20 protein-coding genes and 1 tRNA gene are annotated in these 21,323 nt (G+C 62.9%); 11 read left to right on the top strand and 10 right to left on the bottom strand.

Annotation, left to right across the window (positions count from 1 at the left end; translation table 11 throughout):
• Nucleotides 1-40 precede the first annotated feature (40 nt).
• The 5 genes from atpA to IV113_RS20380 all read left to right on the top strand — a co-directional run bounded on the left by atpA (nt 41) and on the right by IV113_RS20380 (nt 5,194).
• On the top strand, nt 41-1,597 hold the full coding sequence (gene atpA / locus IV113_RS20400; RefSeq protein WP_056266677.1) for a F0F1 ATP synthase subunit alpha: 1,557 nt from the start codon (nt 41-43) through the stop codon (nt 1,595-1,597).
• Nucleotides 1,598-1,628: 31 nt separating this feature from the next.
• A complete protein-coding gene (gene atpG, locus IV113_RS20395; RefSeq protein WP_291088786.1) occupies nt 1,629-2,495 on the top strand; it encodes a F0F1 ATP synthase subunit gamma in 867 nt (288 codons plus the stop codon).
• Between the two features lie 43 nt (nt 2,496-2,538).
• Nucleotides 2,539-3,969, top strand: coding sequence for a F0F1 ATP synthase subunit beta (gene atpD / locus IV113_RS20390; protein ID WP_291088784.1), 1,431 nt, complete (start codon nt 2,539-2,541; stop codon nt 3,967-3,969).
• 117 nt (nt 3,970-4,086) lie between these two features.
• Nucleotides 4,087-4,503, top strand: coding sequence for a F0F1 ATP synthase subunit epsilon (locus IV113_RS20385; RefSeq protein ID WP_056266665.1), 417 nt, complete (start codon nt 4,087-4,089; stop codon nt 4,501-4,503).
• Nucleotides 4,504-4,621: 118 nt separating this feature from the next.
• Nucleotides 4,622-5,194, top strand: coding sequence for a cyclic nucleotide-binding domain-containing protein (locus tag IV113_RS20380; RefSeq protein WP_291088781.1), 573 nt, complete (start codon nt 4,622-4,624; stop codon nt 5,192-5,194).
• A 13-nt stretch (nt 5,195-5,207) separates the two neighbouring features.
• Here the strand turns inward: IV113_RS20380 and IV113_RS20375 are convergent, their stop codons facing one another.
• The 3 genes from IV113_RS20375 to IV113_RS20365 are packed head-to-tail and all read right to left on the bottom strand — an operon-like array spanning nt 5,208 to nt 7,260.
• Entirely contained in the window at nt 5,208-5,735 is a 528-nt protein-coding gene (locus IV113_RS20375; protein ID WP_291088779.1) for a TPM domain-containing protein, read from the bottom strand.
• 5 nt (nt 5,736-5,740) lie between these two features.
• Nucleotides 5,741-6,655, bottom strand: a complete 915-nt coding sequence (locus IV113_RS20370; RefSeq protein WP_291088777.1) for a TPM domain-containing protein — start codon at nt 6,653-6,655, stop codon at nt 5,741-5,743.
• Complete coding sequence (locus IV113_RS20365; protein WP_291088775.1) at nt 6,652-7,260, bottom strand: LemA family protein; 609 nt, start codon at nt 7,258-7,260, stop codon at nt 6,652-6,654. Before IV113_RS20365 ends, IV113_RS20370 begins: the two co-directional genes overlap by 4 nt.
• A gap of 138 nt (nt 7,261-7,398) precedes the next feature.
• Between IV113_RS20365 and IV113_RS20360 the strand changes: the two genes are divergently transcribed.
• From IV113_RS20360 to IV113_RS20350, 3 genes are read left to right on the top strand one after another with little or no spacing between them, the layout of a single operon-like run.
• Entirely contained in the window at nt 7,399-7,836 is a 438-nt protein-coding gene (locus IV113_RS20360) for a nuclear transport factor 2 family protein (protein ID WP_291088773.1), read from the top strand.
• A 59-nt stretch (nt 7,837-7,895) separates the two neighbouring features.
• On the top strand, nt 7,896-8,831 hold the full coding sequence (locus tag IV113_RS20355) for an alpha/beta fold hydrolase (protein WP_291088848.1): 936 nt from the start codon (nt 7,896-7,898) through the stop codon (nt 8,829-8,831).
• A gap of 10 nt (nt 8,832-8,841) precedes the next feature.
• On the top strand, nt 8,842-9,378 hold the full coding sequence (locus IV113_RS20350) for a DUF2946 family protein (protein ID WP_291088772.1): 537 nt from the start codon (nt 8,842-8,844) through the stop codon (nt 9,376-9,378).
• A 31-nt stretch (nt 9,379-9,409) separates the two neighbouring features.
• On the opposite strand, the gene IV113_RS20345 is transcribed toward IV113_RS20350, so the two are convergent.
• Complete coding sequence (locus IV113_RS20345; RefSeq protein ID WP_291088769.1) at nt 9,410-10,261, bottom strand: c-type cytochrome; 852 nt, start codon at nt 10,259-10,261, stop codon at nt 9,410-9,412.
• 237 nt (nt 10,262-10,498) lie between these two features.
• On the opposite strand from IV113_RS20345, the gene IV113_RS20340 reads away from it, so the two are divergent.
• Together IV113_RS20340 and IV113_RS20335 are read left to right on the top strand one after the other, a co-directional pair.
• Nucleotides 10,499-10,574: transfer RNA gene (locus tag IV113_RS20340), tRNA-Arg, on the top strand.
• A 483-nt stretch (nt 10,575-11,057) separates the two neighbouring features.
• Nucleotides 11,058-12,110: a PIN domain-containing protein gene (locus IV113_RS20335; protein WP_291088767.1), complete on the top strand. Its 1,053-nt coding sequence runs from the start codon at nt 11,058-11,060 to the stop codon at nt 12,108-12,110.
• Between the two features lie 377 nt (nt 12,111-12,487).
• On the opposite strand, the gene cas2 is transcribed toward IV113_RS20335, so the two are convergent.
• The 6 genes from cas2 to IV113_RS20305 form a co-directional block, all read right to left on the bottom strand.
• Nucleotides 12,488-12,760 (bottom strand): CRISPR-associated endonuclease Cas2, encoded by a 273-nt coding sequence (gene cas2 / locus IV113_RS20330; RefSeq protein ID WP_291088765.1) that lies wholly within the window; start codon nt 12,758-12,760, stop codon nt 12,488-12,490.
• 796 nt (nt 12,761-13,556) lie between these two features.
• Entirely contained in the window at nt 13,557-14,369 is an 813-nt protein-coding gene (locus IV113_RS20325) for an enoyl-CoA hydratase (protein ID WP_291088763.1), read from the bottom strand.
• Nucleotides 14,370-14,379: 10 nt separating this feature from the next.
• The gene (locus IV113_RS20320; RefSeq protein ID WP_291088761.1) at nt 14,380-15,819 is read right to left on the bottom strand and encodes an aldehyde dehydrogenase family protein; all 1,440 of its coding nucleotides are present in this window, start codon (nt 15,817-15,819) and stop codon (nt 14,380-14,382) included.
• 7 nt (nt 15,820-15,826) lie between these two features.
• Complete coding sequence (locus tag IV113_RS20315) at nt 15,827-16,621, bottom strand: enoyl-CoA hydratase/isomerase family protein (protein WP_291088759.1); 795 nt, start codon at nt 16,619-16,621, stop codon at nt 15,827-15,829.
• Nucleotides 16,608-18,734, bottom strand: a complete 2,127-nt coding sequence (locus IV113_RS20310; RefSeq protein ID WP_291088757.1) for an acetate--CoA ligase family protein — start codon at nt 18,732-18,734, stop codon at nt 16,608-16,610. The genes IV113_RS20315 and IV113_RS20310 overlap by 14 nt, the downstream gene beginning before the upstream one ends.
• A gap of 14 nt (nt 18,735-18,748) precedes the next feature.
• Entirely contained in the window at nt 18,749-19,729 is a 981-nt protein-coding gene (locus IV113_RS20305) for a tripartite tricarboxylate transporter substrate binding protein (protein WP_291088755.1), read from the bottom strand.
• Nucleotides 19,730-19,828: 99 nt separating this feature from the next.
• Here IV113_RS20305 and IV113_RS20300 point away from each other — a divergent pair, with 99 nt between their 5' ends.
• Complete coding sequence (locus IV113_RS20300; RefSeq protein ID WP_291088753.1) at nt 19,829-20,731, top strand: LysR substrate-binding domain-containing protein; 903 nt, start codon at nt 19,829-19,831, stop codon at nt 20,729-20,731.
• The last annotated feature ends 592 nt before the right edge of the window (nt 20,732-21,323 follow it).

Here is a 21,323-nt window from a genome sequence, read left to right as displayed (position 1 = left end):
CGCCCGCCTGCTCACCATTTAACGAAAGAAGGAAAGAGTCATGCAACTCAATCCCGCCGAAATTTCCGAACTGATCAAGTCCCGCATCGAGGGACTGGGCACATCGACCGATGTGCGCAACCAGGGTACCGTGGTGTCCGTGACCGACGGTATTGTCCGCGTCCACGGCCTGTCCGACGTGATGCAGGGCGAGATGCTGGAATTCCCGGCCAACAAGGACGGCGTGCCTTCCTTCGGTCTGGCGTTGAACCTGGAGCGTGACTCCGTGGGCGCCGTGATTCTGGGTGAGTACGAGCACATCTCCGAAGGCGAAACCGTCAAGTGCACGGGCCGCATTCTGGAAGTGCCGGTCGGCCCCGAGCTGATCGGCCGTGTGGTCAACGCCCTGGGCGCTCCGATCGACGGCAAAGGCCCGATCAACGCCAAGATGACCGACGTGATCGAGAAGGTTGCGCCCGGCGTGATCGCCCGCAAGTCGGTTGACCAGCCAGTGCAGACCGGCCTGAAGTCGATCGATTCGATGGTTCCCGTGGGCCGTGGCCAGCGCGAGCTGATCATCGGCGACCGCCAGACCGGCAAGACCGCCGTGGCGATCGACGCGATCATCAACCAGAAGGGTCAGAACATGACCTGCGTTTACGTCGCGATTGGCCAGAAGGCCTCGTCGATCAAGAACGTGGTGCGTGCCCTGGAGCAGGCTGGCGCGATGGAATACACCATCGTCGTGGCCGCTTCGGCTTCCGAATCCGCTGCCATGCAGTACCTGTCGGCCTACTCCGGCTGCACCATGGGCGAGTACTTCCGCGACCGCGGCCAGGACGCCCTGATCGTGTACGACGACCTGTCCAAGCAGGCCGTGGCCTACCGCCAGGTCTCGCTGCTGCTGCGCCGCCCACCAGGCCGCGAAGCCTACCCCGGCGACGTGTTCTATCTCCACAGCCGTCTGCTCGAGCGCGCAGCCCGCGTGAACGCCGACTACGTCGAAGCCTTCACCAAGGGTGAAGTCAAGGGCAAGACCGGTTCGCTGACCGCACTGCCCATCATCGAAACGCAGGCCGGCGACGTGTCCGCCTTCGTGCCGACCAACGTGATCTCGATCACCGACGGCCAGATCTTCCTGGAAACCAGCCTGTTCAACGCCGGTATCCGCCCCGCCATCAACGCCGGTATCTCGGTGTCGCGCGTCGGTGGTGCTGCCCAGACCAAGCTGATCAAGAGCCTGTCCGGCGGTATCCGTACCGACCTGGCCCAGTACCGTGAACTGGCTGCGTTCGCGCAGTTCGCTTCCGACCTCGACGAAGCCACCCGCAAGCAGCTCGACCGCGGCGCCCGCGTGACCGAACTGCTCAAGCAGGCCCAGTACAGCCCGCAGTCGATCGGCCTGATGGCGTCCACGCTGTTCGCCGTGAACAAGGGCTACCTGGACGACATCGAAGTCAAGAAAGTGCTCTCGTTCGAAAACGGCATGCACGCTTTCCTCAAGGACAAGCACGCAGCGCTGCTGGCCAAGCTGGAAAACGACAAGGCCATGGACAAGGACGCGGAAGCCCAACTGGCAGCAGCCATTGCCGACTTCAAGAAAACCGGCACCTACTGATCCGGTCCATTGACTTCTTAGAGGAAACACAATGGCAGCAGGCAAGGAAATACGCGGCAAGATCAAATCGGTGGAGAACACCAAGAAGATCACCAAAGCCATGGAAATGGTCGCCGCCTCCAAGATGCGCAAGGCGCAGGAACGCATGCGTGCGGCCCGGCCTTACGCGGAGAAAGTGCGCCAGATCACCGGCAACCTGAGCCGAGCCAACCCCGAGTACACGCACCCCTTCATGCAGACCAACGACTCCAAGGTCGCCGGTTTCGTGGTGGTGACGACCGACAAGGGTCTGTGTGGCGGTTTGAACACCAACGTGCTGCGTGCGGTGACGCTCCAGCTCAAGGACCTGCAAGCCCGAGGACAGACCGCCGAAGTGGTCGCCATCGGCAACAAGGGTCTGGCATTCATGAACCGCATTGGCGCCAAGGTGGTGTCCAGCGTGACCAGTCTGGGCGACACCCCGCACCTGGAGAAGTTGATCGGCCCGGTCAAGACACTGCTGGATGCGTACACCGAAGGTCGCGTCAACGCGGTCTACGTCTGCTACACCAAGTTCATCAACACGATGAAGCAGGAGTCGGTGGTTGAGCAGCTGCTGCCACTGAACGCGGACACGCTGCACAACGGTGCCGGTGGCCGCGACTGGGACTACATCTACGAACCCGATGCACCGTCCGTCATTGATGAGCTGCTGCTGCGCTACGTGGAAGCCCAGGTCTACCAGGCCGTGGCTGAAAACATGGCGTCCGAGCAGTCCGCGCGCATGGTGGCCATGAAGGCTGCCACCGACAACGCCGGCAGCGTCATCAGCGAACTCAAGCTGGTCTACAACAAGACGCGCCAGGCTGCGATCACGAAAGAGCTTTCGGAAATCGTCGCCGGCGCCGCAGCGGTCTGAAGCAGCTGCTCAACAGAATCCGAGAAACGAAAAGGTACCCATCATGTCTCAAGCTACCGCACAAATGAACACCGGTGTTCAGGGCAAGATCGTTCAGTGCATCGGCGCCGTCGTGGACGTGGAATTCCCACGCAACCAGATGCCCCGCGTGTACGACGCCCTGAAAATGGAAGGCTCTGCCTTGACGCTGGAAGTCCAGCAGCAGCTCGGTGACGGCGTGGTCCGCACCATCGCGCTGGGCTCATCCGACGGCCTGCGCCGCGGCATGGTGGTGACCAACACCGCCCAGCCGATCATGGTGCCAGTGGGCAAAGCCACGCTGGGCCGCATCATGGACGTGCTCGGTGCGCCCATCGACGAGCGCGGCCCGGTTGACCAGAGGTTGACCGCCTCCATCCACCGCAAGGCCCCGGCCTATGACGAGCTGTCGCCTTCGCAAGAGCTGCTGGAAACCGGCATCAAGGTGATCGACCTGATCTGTCCGTTCGCCAAGGGCGGCAAGGTGGGTCTGTTCGGTGGTGCCGGCGTGGGCAAGACCGTGAACATGATGGAACTCATCAACAACATCGCCAAGGCCCACAGCGGTCTGTCGGTGTTCGCCGGTGTGGGTGAGCGCACCCGTGAAGGCAACGACTTCTATCATGAGATGGCCGACTCCGGCGTCGTGAATCTGGAGAACCTGGGCGAGTCCAAAGTGGCCATGGTCTACGGTCAGATGAACGAACCCCCGGGCAACCGTCTGCGCGTCGCGCTGACCGGCCTGACCATCGCCGAGTCGTTCCGCGACGAAGGCCGTGACGTGCTGTTCTTCGTGGACAACATCTACCGCTACACGCTGGCCGGTACCGAAGTGTCCGCTCTGCTGGGCCGCATGCCTTCCGCCGTGGGCTACCAGCCGACGCTGGCCGAAGAAATGGGCCGTCTGCAAGAGCGCATCACCTCCACCAAGGTCGGCTCGATCACCTCCATCCAGGCCGTTTACGTGCCGGCCGATGACTTGACCGATCCGTCGCCTGCCACCACTTTCGCCCACCTGGATTCCACCGTGGTGCTGAGCCGTGACATCGCTTCGCTGGGCATCTACCCCGCGGTCGATCCTCTGGATTCCACCAGCCGCCAGCTGGATCCGCTGGTCGTGGGCCAGGAGCACTACGAAACCGCCCGCGCCGTGCAGAACACCTTGCAGCGCTACAAGGAACTGCGCGACATCATCGCCATTCTTGGCATGGACGAACTCGCACCGGAAGACAAGCTGGCCGTGGCCCGCGCCCGCAAGATCCAGCGGTTCCTGTCGCAGCCTTTCCACGTGGCTGAAGTGTTCACTGGCTCGCCCGGCAAGTACGTGACCTTGGCTGAGACGATCCGTGGCTTCAAGATGATCACCGCTGGCGAGTGCGATCACCTGCCCGAGCAGTCGTTCTACATGGTCGGCACGATCGACGAAGCCTTCGAGAAAGCCAAGAAGATGGCGTAAAGCTGCGCCCGGGGCGTTTGGCTTTGTTGCCGTGCTCGCCGTACCGATGTACGGCTCCGCGGCGCCTGGCCAGTCACCCCGCTGCTTGCTTTCCAACCATCTTCCAAAGGAGACCCTATGAGCACCATCCGCGTCGATGTGGTGAGCGCCGAAGCTTCCATCTTTTCCGGCGAAGCCAAGTTCGTGGCCCTGCCGGGTGAAGCGGGCGAGCTGGGCATTCTGCCTGGTCACATTCCGCTCATCACCCGTATCAAGCCCGGTGCCGTGCGCATCGAAAAAGCCGATGGCGGCGAAGAGTTTGTGTTTGTGGCCGGTGGCATCCTGGAAGTGCAACCGCACCACATCACCGTGTTGTCCGACACCGCGATCCGCGGCAAGGACCTCGACGAAGCCAAGGCCCTTGATGCCCGCAAGCAGGCCGAAGAGGCTTTGAAAAACGCCAAGAGCGACATCGATCTGGCCAAGGCCACGTCGGAGCTGGCGGTCATGGCGGCCCAGATTGCTGCACTGCGCAAGTATCGGCAGAAGAAGTGAGCGCGCAGACCTCGGTCTGCTTCGCGTGAAAAGATCGGCTGCAGGCCGGTCTTTTTTTTGCCTGTTGTTCGCTGCAACATGCAACCGAATACCATGTGAGTGCGAACAAAGGCAGACGATGTCATCGATTTTTCAAAGTCCGGAACTGGCACCCGAAGAGGTTGCCGCGCGGTTGTTGGTCACTCCCTCGGCCCTGGCCGACCTCACGCTGGGCGATGCCCTCAAGGTGGTGGGCTACATGCGACCGAAGCTGATCAAAGCGGGTACGGTGATCATCCAGGAGGGTGAGGTCCGGCAGACCGACTACATGCTGCTGGTGCTCGAAGGCGACATCGCCGTGGAGAACGAGCTGCCTGGCCTGCACGAAAGCATGGTGGTCAACATCATGGGGCCGGGTCACCTGATCGGTGAGATGGGTGTTCTCGATGGTGCGCCGCGCTCGGCCACCTGCACTGCCAACACCAACATCGCCGCCGCGGTGCTGTCTCGCACCGCACTCATGCGCCTGCTCAAGGAAGACCCGCGCCTGGGCTCGCGTTTGTTGCTGGCCATCTCCAAGCGCATGGCCGACCGCCTGCGCGAAACCACCCGCAAGCTCAAGACCTTTGCCCAGATGAACAAGGCCTTGCAGCAGGAGCTGCAGGTGGTGATGAACAGCCGCAGTCCGCTGGACAAACGCAAAGGCGGCTGAGCCGCTGGCTTGGTTACTGGCGAACGACAGCGTCTGGGAGCTCGTTGGGGCGCTGCGTCCCGGCATCGGCCGGAAAATGCGCTACCAGCAGGGCAGACACTTCTTCCAGCGCCTGCGTGAGGCCGTCTTCGAATTCCCCCGAGCGCAGGCGCGAGCCGAGCCGATCCACGATGGCCTGCCACTCCACAGGGTTCACGCGGCGCGAGAGCGCACGGTCGGCCACAAACTCGATGGCGTGCTCGGCCAGCAGCACATAGATGAGCACGCCGTTGTTGTGCTCGGTGTCCCAGATGCGCATGCGCCCGAACCATGTCAGGGCGCGCTCCCGCACCACGGCTGGCAGCGGGTTGGTCGACCCGATGCGCCAGAGGTAGCTCAGCGGCAGCGACGCTTCGACACACAGGCGGACCTCGCCGGTGTGCCGCCCTTCGCTGGCCGCCACGCGGCGCGCGATCCGTCCGGCCATGTCGTCGGGCACGGCGCGCACGGTGTCCGAGCGGTCCATCCAGCGGTGCTTGAAGATGCGCAGCAGCTTGTTCATGGGTCTCACCAGCCGCCCGAGGCGCCGCCCCCTCCAAAGTTGCCGCCACCGCCCGAGCTGAACCCGCCACCACCGCGGCCGCCACCAAAACCACCTCCGCCGAACCCACCACCACCCCAGCCCCCGCCGCGGCCCCCTCGGCCCGAGCCGCCCATGGACGCCGCTGGCAGGAACTGCATGAACAGCGCCGCGAGCATGCCAAGCAAGCCGGCGCCGATGGCTACCCAGAGCACGGTGGTGAGCACCCAGGCCAGCGCACCCGCGCCCACCCCGGTGAACACGGTACCGAGCTTGTTGCCGAACATGCCACGCAGCAAGCCCGAGAGCATGGGGACAGCAAACACGAGGAAGATCAGCGCATCCATCCACTCAAAATTGCTGGAGCCCGCCCTGCGTTGCGCCGCCGATGCATCGGGCAGGGGCAGTTCTTCACCACGAATGCGCGCCAGGATCTGGTCGATGCCGGCGTTGATGCCGCCCGCGTAGTCGCCCTGGCGAAACGCGGGCGTCACAGCGCTGTCGAGGATGCGGCGCGCCATTAGGTCGGGGATCGCTCCTTCGAGCGCCTTGGCCGTGGCGATGCGCAAACGCCGGTCGTCCTTGGCGATCACGAACAGCGCACCGTCCCCCACGTCGGCCCGCCCGATCTTCCAGGCATCGCCCACGCGCTGGGTGAAATCGGCGATGTCTTCGGGGGCGGTGGTCGGCACCATCAGCACCACCACCTGCGAGCCGTTGGATTGCTCGAACGCGGCCAGCTTGGCCTCGATGGCGGCGAGACTCGCGGCATCCAGCGTGGCAGTTTGGTCGATCACACGCGCACTCAGCGCGGGCACGGGCACCAGGCCCTGGGCCCACGCGAAGGCCACCATCCACCACAGCCCCAGTGCCAGCAGGCACCGGGCCCAGAAGCGCGTCATGGTTTCTTGAAGTCCACCGTGGGCGGCGCGGAGATGGCCGCTTCGTTGGCCACCTGGAAGCTGGCCTTGGGCTTGTAGCCGAACACCATGGCGGTGAGGTTGGTGGGGAAGCTGCGCGAGAGCACGTTGTACTCCTGCACCGTCTGGATGTAGCGGTTGCGTGCCACGGTGATGCGGTTCTCGGTGCCTTCGAGCTGCACGCGCAGGTCGCTGAAGCCCTGGTTCGCCTTGAGGTTGGGGTACTGCTCCACCACCACCATCAGGCGGCTGAGCGCATTGCCCAGCTCGCCCTGCGCGGCCTGAAACTGCTGCATGGCGGCAGGGTCGTTCAGTGTCTCGGGCGTCACCTGGATGCTGGTGGCCTTGGCGCGCGCCTCGATCACGCGCGTGAGCGTCTCCTGCTCGAAGTTGGCCTCGCCCTTGACGGTGGCCACGATGTTGGGGATCAGGTCGGCGCGGCGCTGGTACTGGTTGAGCACCTCGGACCATGCCGATTGCGTCTGTTCGTCGAGCCGCTGGAAGTCGTTGTAGCCGCAGCCCGTGAGGCTGAACGACAGCAGCAGGGCGGCAACCCAAGTGGTGAGGGAGCGCAAGGATGTATGCATAAAACCTCCAATGGCCGGCGGGCCGTTCATGCTGAGGCTCTGGCTGAGCCTTGAATCTGCGGGACTATACCCCCGGGGCATGGCACTTGGCGGTGCGCCCGGTCGCACAAGATCGGCGCTGCCGTCAAAATACGGCGCATGCGAAAACCCAAACTCCCGCCCGGCTCCCCGGACGACACGGAAGCCGCGTTCTACGACGCTCTGCAACACGCCGACATCGAACGCCTCATGGCTTGCTGGGCGGACGAGGACGACATCGTCTGCGTGCACCCGGGTGGGCCCCGCCTGGTCGGCCATGCAGCGGTGCGCTCGGCATTCGAAGCCATGTTTGCCAACGGCAGCGTGCAGGCCACACCCGACAAAGTGCGGCGCCTGGACGCAGGTGCCTGCAGTGTGCACAGCGTGGTCGAGCGTGTGGCCGTGATGAGCGACGATGGCTTTCAACACGCCTGGGTCGTGGCCACCAACGTGTATGCCAAGACGGCGCAAGGCTGGCGCATGGTGGCGCACCACGCCAGTCCGGGCATGCGCACCGAGCCACCGGAAATCCTCACCACCAAGCCCATACTGCATTGAACCCCGACGGCTTCCCCTACGCTGCGCCGTGGTGGCTGCCCGGTGGCAATGCGCAGACCATGTGGGCCGCGTTGGTCAGCCGGCGCCATTTCGGCCCCGCGCCCCGGTGGGCGCGCAGTCGCTGGATCACGCCCGATGGCGACTTCGTCGACGTCGACCAGGCCTTGCATCCCAGCGCACCCGACGCTCCCTTGCTCGTGTTGTTTCATGGCCTCGAGGGCTCGTCCACCAGTCAGTACGCTGTGGCCTTCGCCGACTTCGCGGCCGCCCACGGCCTGGCCTACGCGGTGCCGCATTTCAGAGGATGCTCGGGCGAACTCAACCACGCACCGCGTGCCTACCACTCCGGGGACTTCGCCGAGATCGACTGGATCCTGCGCCGCTTCGCGAGCGAGCACCCAGGACGCCCCTTGCTGGCCGTGGGGGTCTCGCTGGGTGGCAATGCGCTCATGCGCTGGGCTGGTGAACTGGGCGATGCCGCGGCGCAACGGGTGCGCGCCATCGCGTCCGTGTGTTCGCCGCTCGATCTGGCCGCGGGCGGCCACGCGATCGGGCGTGGTTTCAACCGGTTGGTGTACACGCGCATGTTCATGCGCTCCATGGTGCCCAAGGCGCTCAGCAAGCTGGAGCAACACCCGGGCCTGTTTGATCGCGAGGCCCTGCTGCGCGCGCGCGACCTCTACGAGTTCGACAACCTGTTCACAGCGCCGCTGCACGGCTTTCGCGATACCGCCGACTACTGGTCGCGCGCCTCGGCCAAACCGGTGCTGCACTGCATCCGCGTGCCGGCGCTTGCGCTCAACGCACGCAACGATCCCTTCGTGCCCGCGAGCTCATTGCCCACCGTCCAAGACGCCGGCAGCTGTGTGACGCTGTGGCAGCCAGCTCAGGGCGGACACGTGGGCTTCCCGGTGTCACACGGACCCTTCGGAATGCCCGGCCATGTGCGCGCCATGCCCGAAGCCGTGGGACACTGGCTGCTCGCCCACCTTTGATCGGACGCCCATGGACGACATCGTCAAGGCCGCGATGGCCAAGTGGCCCAATGTGCCGAACTGCTTCGGCTGGCTGGGGCTGGATGCGCGTGGCAACTGGTACATGCGCGACGACCGCGTGCAGGCCGCCGGGCCGTTTCCAGCGAGCAAGGGCTCGCTGCTGAAGCACGAGAAACTTATCGACTTCATTCAGCGCAACTACGCGCCCGATGACGATGGGCAGTGGTACTTCCAGAACGGTCCGCAGCGCGTGTACGTCGAGCTGGAGGCCACACCGTGGATCTGGCGCCTGCAGCCCGATGGACGCGTGCTCAGCCACACCGGCGTGTTGGTGCAGGTCCAGGCCAGTCTGTTGGACGAAGCCGGCAAGCTGTACCTGGTGACCGATCTCGGCATTGGGCTCGTGCACAGCGCCGACATGGTCCAGGCCGCCGACCATGTGGATACCGGCTTGTGGTCCCCGCAGGGCGTACTGGCCGCCGACTTGCCCACCCGGGGCCGTTTCGTGCGCAGCCCCCAACTGACGCCCACAAAAAAGCCGGCTTGAAGCCGGCTTTTTTGCCATCGAGGTTGCGGTCTTACTTGACCGCGGCGAGCATGTACTGCACAGCCGCCTTGATGTCGGCGTCAGACGCAGCGGAGCCACCTTTGGGTGGCATCGCGCCTTTGCCCTTGATCACGCTCGCGGTCAGACCCTCAAGCCCCAGGCCCATGCGGGGAGCCCATGCGGCCTTGTCGGCGAATTTGGGCGCACCAGCCACACCGGCCACGTGACAGACCGAACAAGCCTGCTTGTAAAGCGCTTCGCCCGCGCCAGCGGCCACCGTGGCGCTGGTTGCTGGCGCTGGAGCCACCGGCGCAGCCGCGACCACAGCAACAGGCGCTGGCGTGGCTGCCGGGGCCGCAGCAGCGGGAGCTGCAGCCGGCGCGGCGGCGGGGGCTGCCTCGGGCACGGCGAATTTGCCACCAGCGGCATTGGCCAGGTGCACCACGGCGCGACCGATCTCCGCGTCGCGGTAGGCGCCACCACCTTGTGCGCCCATGGCGCCTTTACCTTTGAGTGCGGATGTCAGCAGCGCTTCGTAGCCCGAGGCAATGCGTGGGGCCCAGGCGGCTGCATCACCAAACTTGGGCGCACCCGCCACACCGGCGGCGTGGCAGGCCACGCACTGGGCGGCGTAAACCGCCTCACCCGAAGCCAGTGGACGGTTGGCATCTCGCAGTTCAACGGTGCCCACACGCTGGATGCGCTTGGCAATGGCCAGTTCGGGGTCACCGGCGCCCATGGCGGGCTTGTCGCCCGAGGTCACGTAATAGACCAAGCCGATGATGATGAAAATGGGAGCGACAAATGCGAAGAACGACGTCCACAGCAACTGCGAAGGTGTCTTGATCGGGCCGGTGTGGTGTTCGTGCGCGTGGTCGCTCATGGTGTCCTCAAGGGGTGGCAAGGCGGGTCAACAAACCGACGGAGCTTGCCCGCGTGGAAGGGGTCGGAACAGCCTTCGATTATAGCCAAGCCCCTCTGCACAGGCCTTTCAAATACCCCTCGCCTGATAGAATTCAGGTGGTTGCGGCTGTAGCTCAGTGGATAGAGTATTGGCCTCCGAAGGCTGTCGTCATCGGACAAAAGCACACCAGATAGACTCTTGGTCTCCAAACAGCATGCGGCTGTAGCTCAGTGGATAGAGTATCGGCCTCCGAAGCCGAGGGTCGTGGGTTCGATCCCCGCCAGCCGCACCAAGCCTTGCGTACCGAGCAAGTGCCTGCACACATCGTGCGAAACACATTCATCTTTCGCTGCAACTGACTCCCACGGATTGCGGCACATCGCACTGATGGACCAATAGTCGGGACTGGTCTGTTGAAAAAAGCCTGTGCCCGATGTGTGCCTTGCTTGTGCCGCGCCCACCCCCTCAGTGCAACTCAGGTCGTTGAAAGCGACCCTTGCCCTTGTGCCGTTCCATGGTCGAGTGAGGAACTCGTACCCTCGCTGTCATTGACTTGCTAAATCTGTGGGGCTGATTTGCAGCGTCTCCGGCCCCTCGCGGTTGACGTACGAACTCACGGTCTCCACTCCAATCCGGTCATTTGGCATTTGGCAATCGGGCGTTTTCGGCCCAAGGGAATCTACGTACTTCAGACATACTCCCAGTGCTGATGGCTTGCTAGCCCGCGACCCGGCGGCCTTCGCAATCAAGCCTGAGAAGCACGATTCCATCGAAAATGTTTCACCTACTCATCGACACAAGCGTTTGGCTCGATCTCGCGGCCGACCAGCGGCAATCTTCGCTGCTCGACGTGCTGATCGAGTTCCTTGCCGAGGGTCAAGCTACCCTTGTGCTGCCGAGCACCGTCGTCAATGAGTTCCACAAAAACCGCGAGCGCGTGGCGAAGGCCAGCGCCAAAAGCCTGGCATCCCACTTCGGTCAAGTTCGCGACGCGATCAAGAAGGTAGGTGGCGACAAGCGCCAGAAGGAAAAGGTCCTCAATTTCCTGGCCGATGTGGACCACCGCATTCCGCTGATCGGCGGCGCGGCTCAAGCGACTCTTGTTCGAATCGACGAACTGTTCAAGAAGACGACTGTCGTTGAACCGTCCGATCAAGCCAAGGCTCGGGCAGCGGACCGGGCAATCAGTCGCCAAGCCCCATGCCATCACGAGAACAAGAACTCCATGGCCGACGCCGTTCTGATCGAAACCTACTTCGAGTACCTGAGATCTCATGCGGGAGCCGGGAACCGATTCGCCTTTGTCACGCACAACAAGAACGACTTCAGCCTCGCGAATGGCAATCAGAAGTTGCCGCACGCCGACATTGCAAACAGCTTCTCAAAGATCAAGTCGATGTACTTCGTCAATCTTGCCGACTGCCTTCGACGGATCGATCCGATGCGCGTCACCCACATGATGTGGGAGCTGGAGTGGGATCAACAGCCACGCGGGCTAACCGAGATTCTGAATTGGACTGACCGCCTGACGACCCAGGTCTGGCATAACCGGCACATGAACTGGGTCTCGCGCGTTAAACAAGGTAGGGACACGATAGTCAGCAGAGAGGATTGGGAAGAGGGCTACAAAAAGAACCCCAGCTACAACCAGAACCACACCCCGATTGACATCTGGGAGGGCGCAAGACGCGCCGCGAGGGCGGCAGAGAAGCAACTTGGAAAGGGCAACTTCGGCCCGTACGATGACTTCGAGTGGGGGATGATTAACGGAAAATTGTCGGCGCTGCGTTGGGTGCTGGGTGACGAGTGGGACATGCTTGACACCTGAACTACGGGTGAAGATGCGGACCAGTCGATCGTCACTGGATCATGCCAACGGCAACTTTCAAAAGCTCGGGCGTTTCTGCCTCTCAGTGTCGGCCGACATCGTTCAGCCTCCATCAAGTATCGAATTCTGAGGGGCCGCCTCGCAGAGAAACCCGTTTGTCACATTGGAACCACGAACGTATCCGGTACAGCAGTCGGTCAAGCCCAGCGTCCCGCTACGACCAGCATTGGATTTCTACTTCGGCGCTGGCTGCGCAGCCATGAACGAGCTTGTCGACATGCGTCAGCATTGACCAACATGGCATCCCGCAGCTCGCGGCCATTGCTCGTACCCATCGGTGCCGAAAATTCGTAATGGAAAGGCGGTAGACCTGCAGGTCACCGCGAGGGTGAGTTGCTCTTGATCCACTCGTTGGTACCCGCCATGGCGTTGGAGTACCAGTGGTTCTTCGTCAACTCAGACACCCAAATCTTGTCGTCTCCGTCGACAAACGTCTTGAGATGATCGTGAAGTTCCTTCGCTGCATTGTTGACATTGACCAGCCAGAAGGAAGCTTGCGTCCGATGGGCTCCGAGCCTCTCCAGTTCCTCCCAAAGCGATGCATAGTCTTTGCGTTTAATCAGGTCATAGCTAACGGTGTAGGTCGTCATACTCCAGTCCCTTTCGAAGTCGAAACGTTATATCAGGAATGGGTGCGCCTCGGACCGATTGGAGCTGGCACCGCCAGTCATGCCCCGGATCGAATCAAAGGTCCGCGAGCAGTCATCGTCAGCATCGAGCTGCTCCGTCCCCAGCCAGTTTTTCTCCGGCTTGACGGGCCTTTGGTCAGAACTGCACTGTGCGCCCTTGGTGTTGATCTGGCGTACCGGAGCGCGCAAAGGCGGACGGGCACGAGGTTCCCTAGCCATACGGACGGTTAGGTCAGTGTGACTTGCGCGGCGGTGCGTTCTTTGATAGCGACTCTGGACCGAATGCTGCCGGCTTCGACTGCCCAGGCACCGCTAACGAGGTTAAACGCGCAAATGTCAAGGGCCGGAGTCGTCAGAGCACTAGTGACAATGCACAGTCGGTAACGCTTCAGTAGCACGGTGATACCGCTGATGAGTTCGACGATCCTCTGCGCATTCATCAGCTCGGGCGCGGTCCTCGTCCCAGCATCACACAGCCGGGGCGCTGGCCTGCAGTCGGAGAACTGCTACAGCATAGGCGCGAGCCAGGTGAGGACACCTACGGTGCCGCCAAAGCCTACGGCCGTCGTAGCGTCGACCAACAGCAGGCGAGGCTGCTAGGGCGCAGGCAAGCCGCGTCGCTCCTGCAGCAGGTGGGCATCCTCACTAAAGAAGGATCGTGACGTCTCCGAATCGCTTGATACAGTGCGCTGAGTCGACAGCTGAAATCCCCCAGAGAGGCGAAGAAGGCCCCGGACAGGGATGTAGAAGGGCCCTTTCAACGGCCTGAAAACTGTGCCGGCCGACGCTCGACGAAGTGCCTAACGCCTTCGGTGAAGTCCTCGCTGCGGATGCTCTCGACCATCTCCGCATTGGCCAGTGCCACGGATTCACCAAGGGATTGATAGGGCGCTTCCCATAGCTGGCGCTTCATCACACGAACTGAGCGCGGTGAGACGTCAGTCGACAGAGTGTTGGCCAATGCTTGTGCCTGAGAGAGCAGATCGTCGGCGGGGACGATGCGATTGATGAGGCCCATGGTGAGCGCCTCGTTCGCGTTGATCTTGCGAGATGTGAGCAACAGGTCGGTTGCATGCGCATGGCCGACGATACGCGGCAGCATCCAGGCTATGCCATGCTCGGCGATGAGCCCACGCTTGGCAAAGGCTGTGGCGAAGACGGCTTTCTCCGACGCGATGCGGAAGTCGCTGTAGAGCGCCATGACCAGGCCAAGACCGGCCGTCGCGCCATTGATTGCGCTGATGATGGGCTTCGGCGCTGCCGGGAAGTACGAGTAGCGCGTCTGATAGTCCGCGCGCCGGTTCATGTCGTAAGGGCGCATCCATTGCTCTGCCTGAATGTCCTCCGGAGGGAGGACCTCAAGCTCTTCCATGTCCATGCCAGCGCAGAAAGCGCGGCCGGCCCCCGTCAATACGATCGCGCGTACGGTCACTTCTCGAGTGGCTTGGTCGATGGCTGCACGCAGTTCGGCTTCAAGGACCTTTGTGAGCGCGTTCATCCGCTCTGGCCGATTGAGTGTGATCGTCGCGACCGAGCCGTCGACAGTGTAGAGAAGTTGTTCGTAGGCCATGGCTTTTCTCTCAGGCAAGTGTGGTTTCGGGGAAGGCGTTGGGCAACTGGATGGACACTGGCTCAAGAAACTCCTCGATGCCAAAGCGGCCGTTCTCCCGGCCAATGCCTGATTGTTTGAATCCGCCGAATGGCGCAATCGGATTGAAGGGTGCGCCGTTGATATCTACTTGGCCGGCCCGCAAGCGACGTGCGACGGATAGCGTCTCCGGCACGGCACGCCCCCACACGGCGCCAGCCAAGCCGTAGTCGGTGCCATTGGCCAGTGCGATGCCGTCCTCGACCTCGTCGTACCCCATCAAAACCAACACGGGGCCGAAGATCTCTTCCTGCGCCACAACCATGTCCGACGTTACGCCAGTGAGCACGGTCGAAGGCACGAAGAAGCCATGCGAAGGCATCGTAGCCGTCTCTCCCACTCGCCGCGCGCCGGCTTCTAGGGCATCGTCGATCAGGCCCTGCACCTTCAGCTGCTGCGCCTTCGAGATCAGGGGACCAAGCCGCGTTGTAGCGTCGGCTGGATCCCCCATCCGGTAGCCCTTCAGCAGGTCACAGGCGATGCTTTCGGCGGCCTCCAGCATGCTGCGTGGCAACAAGAGGCGCGTCATTGCAGAACAGGTCTGACCGGAGTTCAACATGCAGCTGGCCAACGTGGCCTTGACCGCTGCGGTGAGGTCCGCACCAGGCAATACCAGCGCGGCAGATTTCCCACCGAGCTCGAGCGCAACTCGCTTGATGTCGCCGGCCGCGAATGCCGCGATGCGACGGCCCGCGCGGGTCGACCCGGTAAAGGAGACCATGTCCACATCGCGGTGCCGCACCAGCGCTTCGCCAACTTCGGGACCATAGCCATGAATCAGGTTGAACACGCCTGCTGGCAGCCCCGCCTGGTGCACGGCTTCGGCCAGCAAGAAAGCACACGTAGGCGCCAGCTCGGAGGGCTTCAACACCACGGTACAGCCCGCGAGAAGCGCTGGAGCAACCTTGCCTGTGATCTGGTGTAGAGGGTAGTTCCACGGCGTGATGCAGGCGATCACACCCGTGGGCACCTGCTGCACCAGCGAATGGCCGACACGCGATTCCCATTCGAATTGCTCGGCCAGGTCCGCATACATGTCCCAAGCAGCGATCGGTGCACCGACCTGGATGCGAGCGGCCAGCTTCCGGGGCATGCCAACTTCGCGAGAGATAGCGGTGGTCAGGGCATCGGCCTGGTCGCGCAGCCTAGCGGCGACACGGCGAACGGCCGCTACGCGCTCGGCGACAGGCGTTGCCGCCCAGCCGTCGAAGGCGCGTCGAGCGGCCGCCACGGCGGCCTCCACGTCGAGCGCCGACGCGGTGCGGTAGCTGCCAATGATTTCCTCTGTGAAGCTGTCGACGACGGGCAGGTCGTGTTCGCCGCGAGCGGTGACCATCGCGCCTTCGATGAAAAGCTGGGTATGTTTCGCCATCTGATGCTCAGTCCTTGGTTGAATTAGGAATCTTGTGTGTATCGCGCCGAGCCAGGAACTCGCGCATCACGCGCTGCGGCTGGCCAGTCGAGTAGCACTCCAACTGGTAGCGGATACCGGCGCTGCACGCGTCCTCGAAGCCGGCCTGTGTGAGTCCGCGAAAGCGCTGCTTGGTGCTCCGTAAGGCGGCGCCTGGAAGTGCGGCTAGAGCGCGCGCCCGTTCGAGCGCGCGCGGCAGGACCTGGTCAGGCGAGACAAGGTCGTTGACGAGACCCAACTGGTACGCACGCTCGCCGGTGATCAGCTCGCCGGTAAGCGAAAGTTGCTGGTTGAGTGAATGGCCGATCTGCAGCGACATGAGGTACGAACCGACAACACTCGCGAGCCCAGCCTTGACCTCAGGTTGGCCCATCCGCAACGTGGGGTGCGCCACGCGCAGGTCGCACATCAGCGCCATCTGGAATCCGGCCCCGACAGCGGTGCCATTGAGCGCGGCAACGATCGGCTTGTTCACATCACGCACCGCCTGGTACATCGCATGCTGCTGGTTGAGCCAGTCGGCGAGCGTGCCGACATCGATGGCGGCCGCTTCTTCTAGATCCTGGCCGCCGCAGAAGGCGCGCTCGCCACTCCCTGTGAGCACGATGGCCTGTACTGCTGCGTCGGCATCAAGCGCATACAGACGATCCCTGAGGGCAGTGCGCAGCGCATGGTCGACCGCGTTCATCACGTTCGGACGATTGAGCCGCAGAACGGCCACTGCGTCCTGCATTTCGACCTGGACCGCTTCACTTGGATTCATGAGTTCCTCCCCTGCGTTCGATCACCGCGTCGACCGCCCAGCCGCCCTGGCCAGCGTCGCCGACGATTAGAGGATTGAGGTCGATCGACGCAATCGCATGACGATGCGCGGCTGCCAGCGCGCCGAGTGCTACCGCCGTCCTCGCCACCACGTCGAGATCGACTGGAGGCTCGCCGCGCACGCCAGCAAGGATCGGTGCGATGCGCAGGGCGCGCAGCTTGGCGATCACATCGGCTTCGGAGAAGGGGTAGAGCAACACGGCGAAATCGCGCAGTGCCTCGACGTATTTACCTCCGTCGCTCACCATCACGACGGTGCCGAAGAGCGAGTCCTGCCGCACGCCGAGCGCGAACTCGCGGCGGCCGCGTACGCGCTGGGCGACTATCACGCCATCGAGCGGTATGCCCATTGCAGACGCGCGCTCGGTGCAGGTGGTCCAAGCGTCGGCGACCTGCGCAGCGCTGTGCACGTCGAGTATCACCAAGCCGTGTTCCGACTTGTGCGGAATCTGTGCAGAGCAAGCCTTCACGACCACTTCCGGGCCGAGTGCTTGCCAGGCAGCTGTGGCGTCATCGACACTCCGGCACAGGCGATGAGGCGTGGTCGGAATTCCGGCACAGGCCAGCAACGCCAAGCTATCCACCTCGCTCAGCAACGGAGCAGTGCCTGCCGGCAACGGCGGCACGCGCGGTCCCGCTGATTCTGCTGCCGTGCGCGCGGCCGCCTGTCGCAATAGTGATCCGTGCCGGCTCCATTGATGCAGGGCTTCGATCGCATCTGTCTCGTGGCCAAATACGGGCACACCGGCGTCACGGAAGGCCTGCCGAACCGAGGCCTGCGGTGCCGACACTGCTGTCGGCTTGCCACGCGTGGCGGCGAAATGCGCCGTGTCGTGCGCCATGCCTTGCACGTCGTAGCCCTCGCCAGCCACTGGCACGCCGATGAGAAACATGTCGGCCTGCGGATCGACTGCCAGTGCGTCCAAGGTGTCGGCGTACATGCCTCCGTTTGTCATGAGCGAGGCGGTGAGGTCGACCGGGTTCTGTGCCGTGGCGAAGCTCGGCATGATTCGGGCTAGAGCTTCTACGGCCGGTTGGCCCAGTTCCGCCAGCGGCAAACCGAGCGACTCGGCCGCATCTGCGCACAGCACACCGACGGCTCCGCTGTGGCTCATCACGACCAGGTGCCTAGAGGGCCGTGGTGTCGCTGCGAGGTAAAGCTCGACGGCATTGACCAAGCCGTGGACGTCGCGTGCGCGCCAGATGCCATGGCGCTCGAAGAAGGCATCGACCACCACGTCGTCGTTCACTATGGCGCCCGTGTGCGATGCGGCGGCTTTCGCACCATTAACGCTACGCCCCGACTTGAGCGCCACCACCGCGGCGCCGCGCGCTGCAGCCAAACGCGCCACCTCGACCAGCATGCCCGGGTCGCCCAGTGACTCGATGTATAGCAGCACGACGCGGATCTCCGGGTCGGCCGCTGCTGCAAGTGCCAATTCGCAGACAGAAGCGTCGGCGTCGTTGCCGGAAGCCACTAGGTAGCGCACGCCCACGCCGCGCTCGCGCAGCATCGCGTAGGGCATGACGCTGGCGGCGCCGCTCTGGCTAATGATGGCAACAGGACCGTCCTTCGGCGCGACCTCCATGAACATCGTGCTGAAGTTCATCACCGCGCCGGTACGGAAATTGGCCACGCCTTGCGCATTCGGCCCTATAAGACGAATGCCTTGGCGCCGCACTTGCGCGATCAGCGTCTGTTGCCTGGCGATGCCTTCGCTGCCCGTTTCGCCAAAGCCTGAACTCATAACGATGGCCGCCCCGATCCCGCGCGCTGCGCACTGGTCGATGACGCCGGCAACGGACTCCTGGCCGACTGCGACGATCGCCACATCGGGCGTTTCAGGCAGTGCCGCAATCGATGGGAAGGCTGCCAGGCCCTGTACGATGGAACGCTTGGGGTTGATCGGGTACACGTCACCCAGGAAGCCAAAGCGCTGAAGGTAATGAAGTGGCCGACCGCCTACTTTGTTGCGGTCTTCGGTGGCGCCGACAACGGCGATGCGCCGGGGCGAAAAGGCCTGCTGCAGGCGAGGATCGAGCAAAGAGGGCATAGCAGTTACTTGGTTCAGTCGAGGCTGGCGCCCGAGTTCTTCACCACCGGCGCCCACTTGGCTGTGTCACTCTTGATGAGTGCAGCAAATTCGGTGGGTGTAGTGGTTCGCGCCTCGGCGCCATCGGCCTCCATGCGTTTCTTCATTTCCTCAGTGGCCATCACGGCGGCCATCTCGCGCTGCAAGCGGTCGATCACCGGAGCGGGCGTGCCTTTAGGTGCAAGGACACCAAACCAGATCGTCACGTCAAAGTCCTTGATGCCCGCTTCCTGGGCGGTGGGCACGGTGGGCAATAACGGGGAGCGGTTGGGCCCGGTGACCGCCAGCGCAACAACCTTGCCCGCGGCGATGTTTTTGGTTTGCTGGGCAACGGTGTCGAACATCATCGATAAGCGGCCGCCCAACAAGTCGACGAGCGCTGGAGCGGAACCCTTGTAGGGAATGTGACTGATCTCGATGGCGGCAGAGTTGCGGAACAACTCGCCCGAGATGTGGTTCGAGCTGCCGTTGCCGGCAGAACCATAGGTCAGTTCGTCAGGCTTAGCCTTGGCCAGCGCGATCAGCTCTGACAGGTTCTTGGCAGGCACCTGCGGGCTCACGACCAGAACATTCATCGTGGTGGCCATCAGGCTCACCGGCGCGAAGTCTCTCACCGGGTCGTAGCGCAGCTTCTTGTAGAGGCTCGGATTGATCGCCATCGTGCCCGTGGTTCCGAAGAAGAGCGTGTGACCGTCCGCTGGTGCTCGAGCCACCAGTTCGGCGGCGATGCCGCCGCCCGCACCGCCGCGGTTGTCGACGATCACCGACTGGCCGAGCCGGTCACTGAGCTTCTGGGCCAGCACGCGCGCCATGTTGTCGGTCGGGCCGCCCGCCGGGAAGGGAATGACAAGCGTCACGGGTTTAACGGGATAGGCCAATTCCTGCGCTTGGAGCGAGGGAGCGGCCAGAAGGCATGCCACCGTCAATGCAGCGGCAGATGAGTACGTGAATTTCAAGGTTGTCTCCTTTTGGTTGGTTTCAGAGTGAGATTAGGCGCCGCTGATCATTCCGTAAAGACGAAAATATCGATGTCAGATTTCCATTAAAGTGAAAGCATGAACTTCAAACAGCTCAGCACCTTCTTGCTGGTGGCCGACATGCAGTCGCTTTCACGTGCGGCGATCACTTCAGACACGGCCCAGTCGTTGATCAGCCGGCAGATCGCCCTGCTCGAGACGGAGTGGGGGCGACGGCTGTTCGATCGCACCGGACGCGGGATGGCGCTGACCGACTTCGGACGTCGGATGTACCCTGAAGTTAGACGCCTGCTGGATCAGGTGCGTCAGCTTGACGCAGCAGCCAGCGAAGCGGCCGGCGTGTTGACTGGTACGGTGCATGTCGGCGTCCTGCCCTCGCTTTCGCGTCAACTACTTCCGATGCTGCTGGCCGATGTGCGAGAGAAAGCTCCGGCGCTACGGCTGCACGTCACGGAGGGCTTCAGTGGATCGCTCGACGAGCAACTGGCGTCGGGTCGCTTGGACATGATCGTTGTCAACCGTTACGGCACTTCGGCGCTGCGCGGAGAAGACGTGCTCGGCAAGGTTGAGACTTTTCTGATCGGCAAGGCTGGTCGCAAAGAACTCTCTGCGAAGACGTTTCCTTTCCGTGCGTTAACCGGCATTCCGCTCGTTCTGCCCGCGGTGCCCAATGGCCTGCGCACTACGCTCGACGTGCTTTCGCGCCGGCACGACGTGAAACTCGACATCGTGATGGAGGTGGATACCGCTACCGCGATGAAGGATGTCGCCGCCAGCGGTCACGCCTTCACGCTACTGCCAATCACTGCTGTGGCGCAAGAGGTCAAGGCTGGAGTGCTCGACGCCTGTTGCGTCAAGAGTCCAAGCATCCGTCGGACTATTGCACTGAGTCTCACGCGTCAGCGGCCGCTGTCGGAAGGGGCCCGGCTAGTGGCGTCGCGAGTGCGATTGTTGGCATTGGGGTTGTTGTCGGAGTTGTAGAGCGCGTCAATGTCCACAGGGTCGACTGTCGAGTTTTGCCCAAGGTTCCAGGCAAGAGGTCTGCAGCCGCCACACGGGTCAGTGTCTGTCACCACACCGAACTAGGCCTCACCCACTCAACCTCGCTCATTCGGCTGCGGCCTTGTCCAGCAGCCTCAACACCCGAGGATTCGCAGCCTCCAACGTGTGGACGTGATCCCCCAACTGCGGCATCGGAATAGCTAGCATTTCGCCCATCCACTGGGCCACAACAACAGATCGGCTGACACCCCCGTTGCATTGAACTACCAACCGCTGCCAAGCGGGTCCTGAGATCCTGAGGGGCAACTCAAGACTGGGTGGAGTCGTTCGATTTAAATGCCCCAAAGGGCGGAGGCGTTCAGCACCTGACATTCGACTGCCGGAGTTCCGGGGGACGGCTATGCCATAAAGACCGGGTACAGGAAGACGTGTATTCGCAGCCTGTCACCAAACGAACTGCCCCGCATGCAGTGAAATGGCGCAGCTGAACCCGAGCAGACCTGGAGCGATGAAAGACTAGGGCCTGTTAACACAAACCGCGAAGCCCATCGGCCACGAGTACGAAGCTGAG

Origin of the sequence: Hydrogenophaga sp., from assembly GCF_018780385.1 — a bacterium.
Taxonomy (GTDB): Bacteria; Pseudomonadota; Gammaproteobacteria; order Burkholderiales; family Burkholderiaceae_C; genus Hydrogenophaga.
Note: the sequence above shows the minus strand (reverse complement) of the source record. Positions and strands in the feature narration are given on the sequence as shown.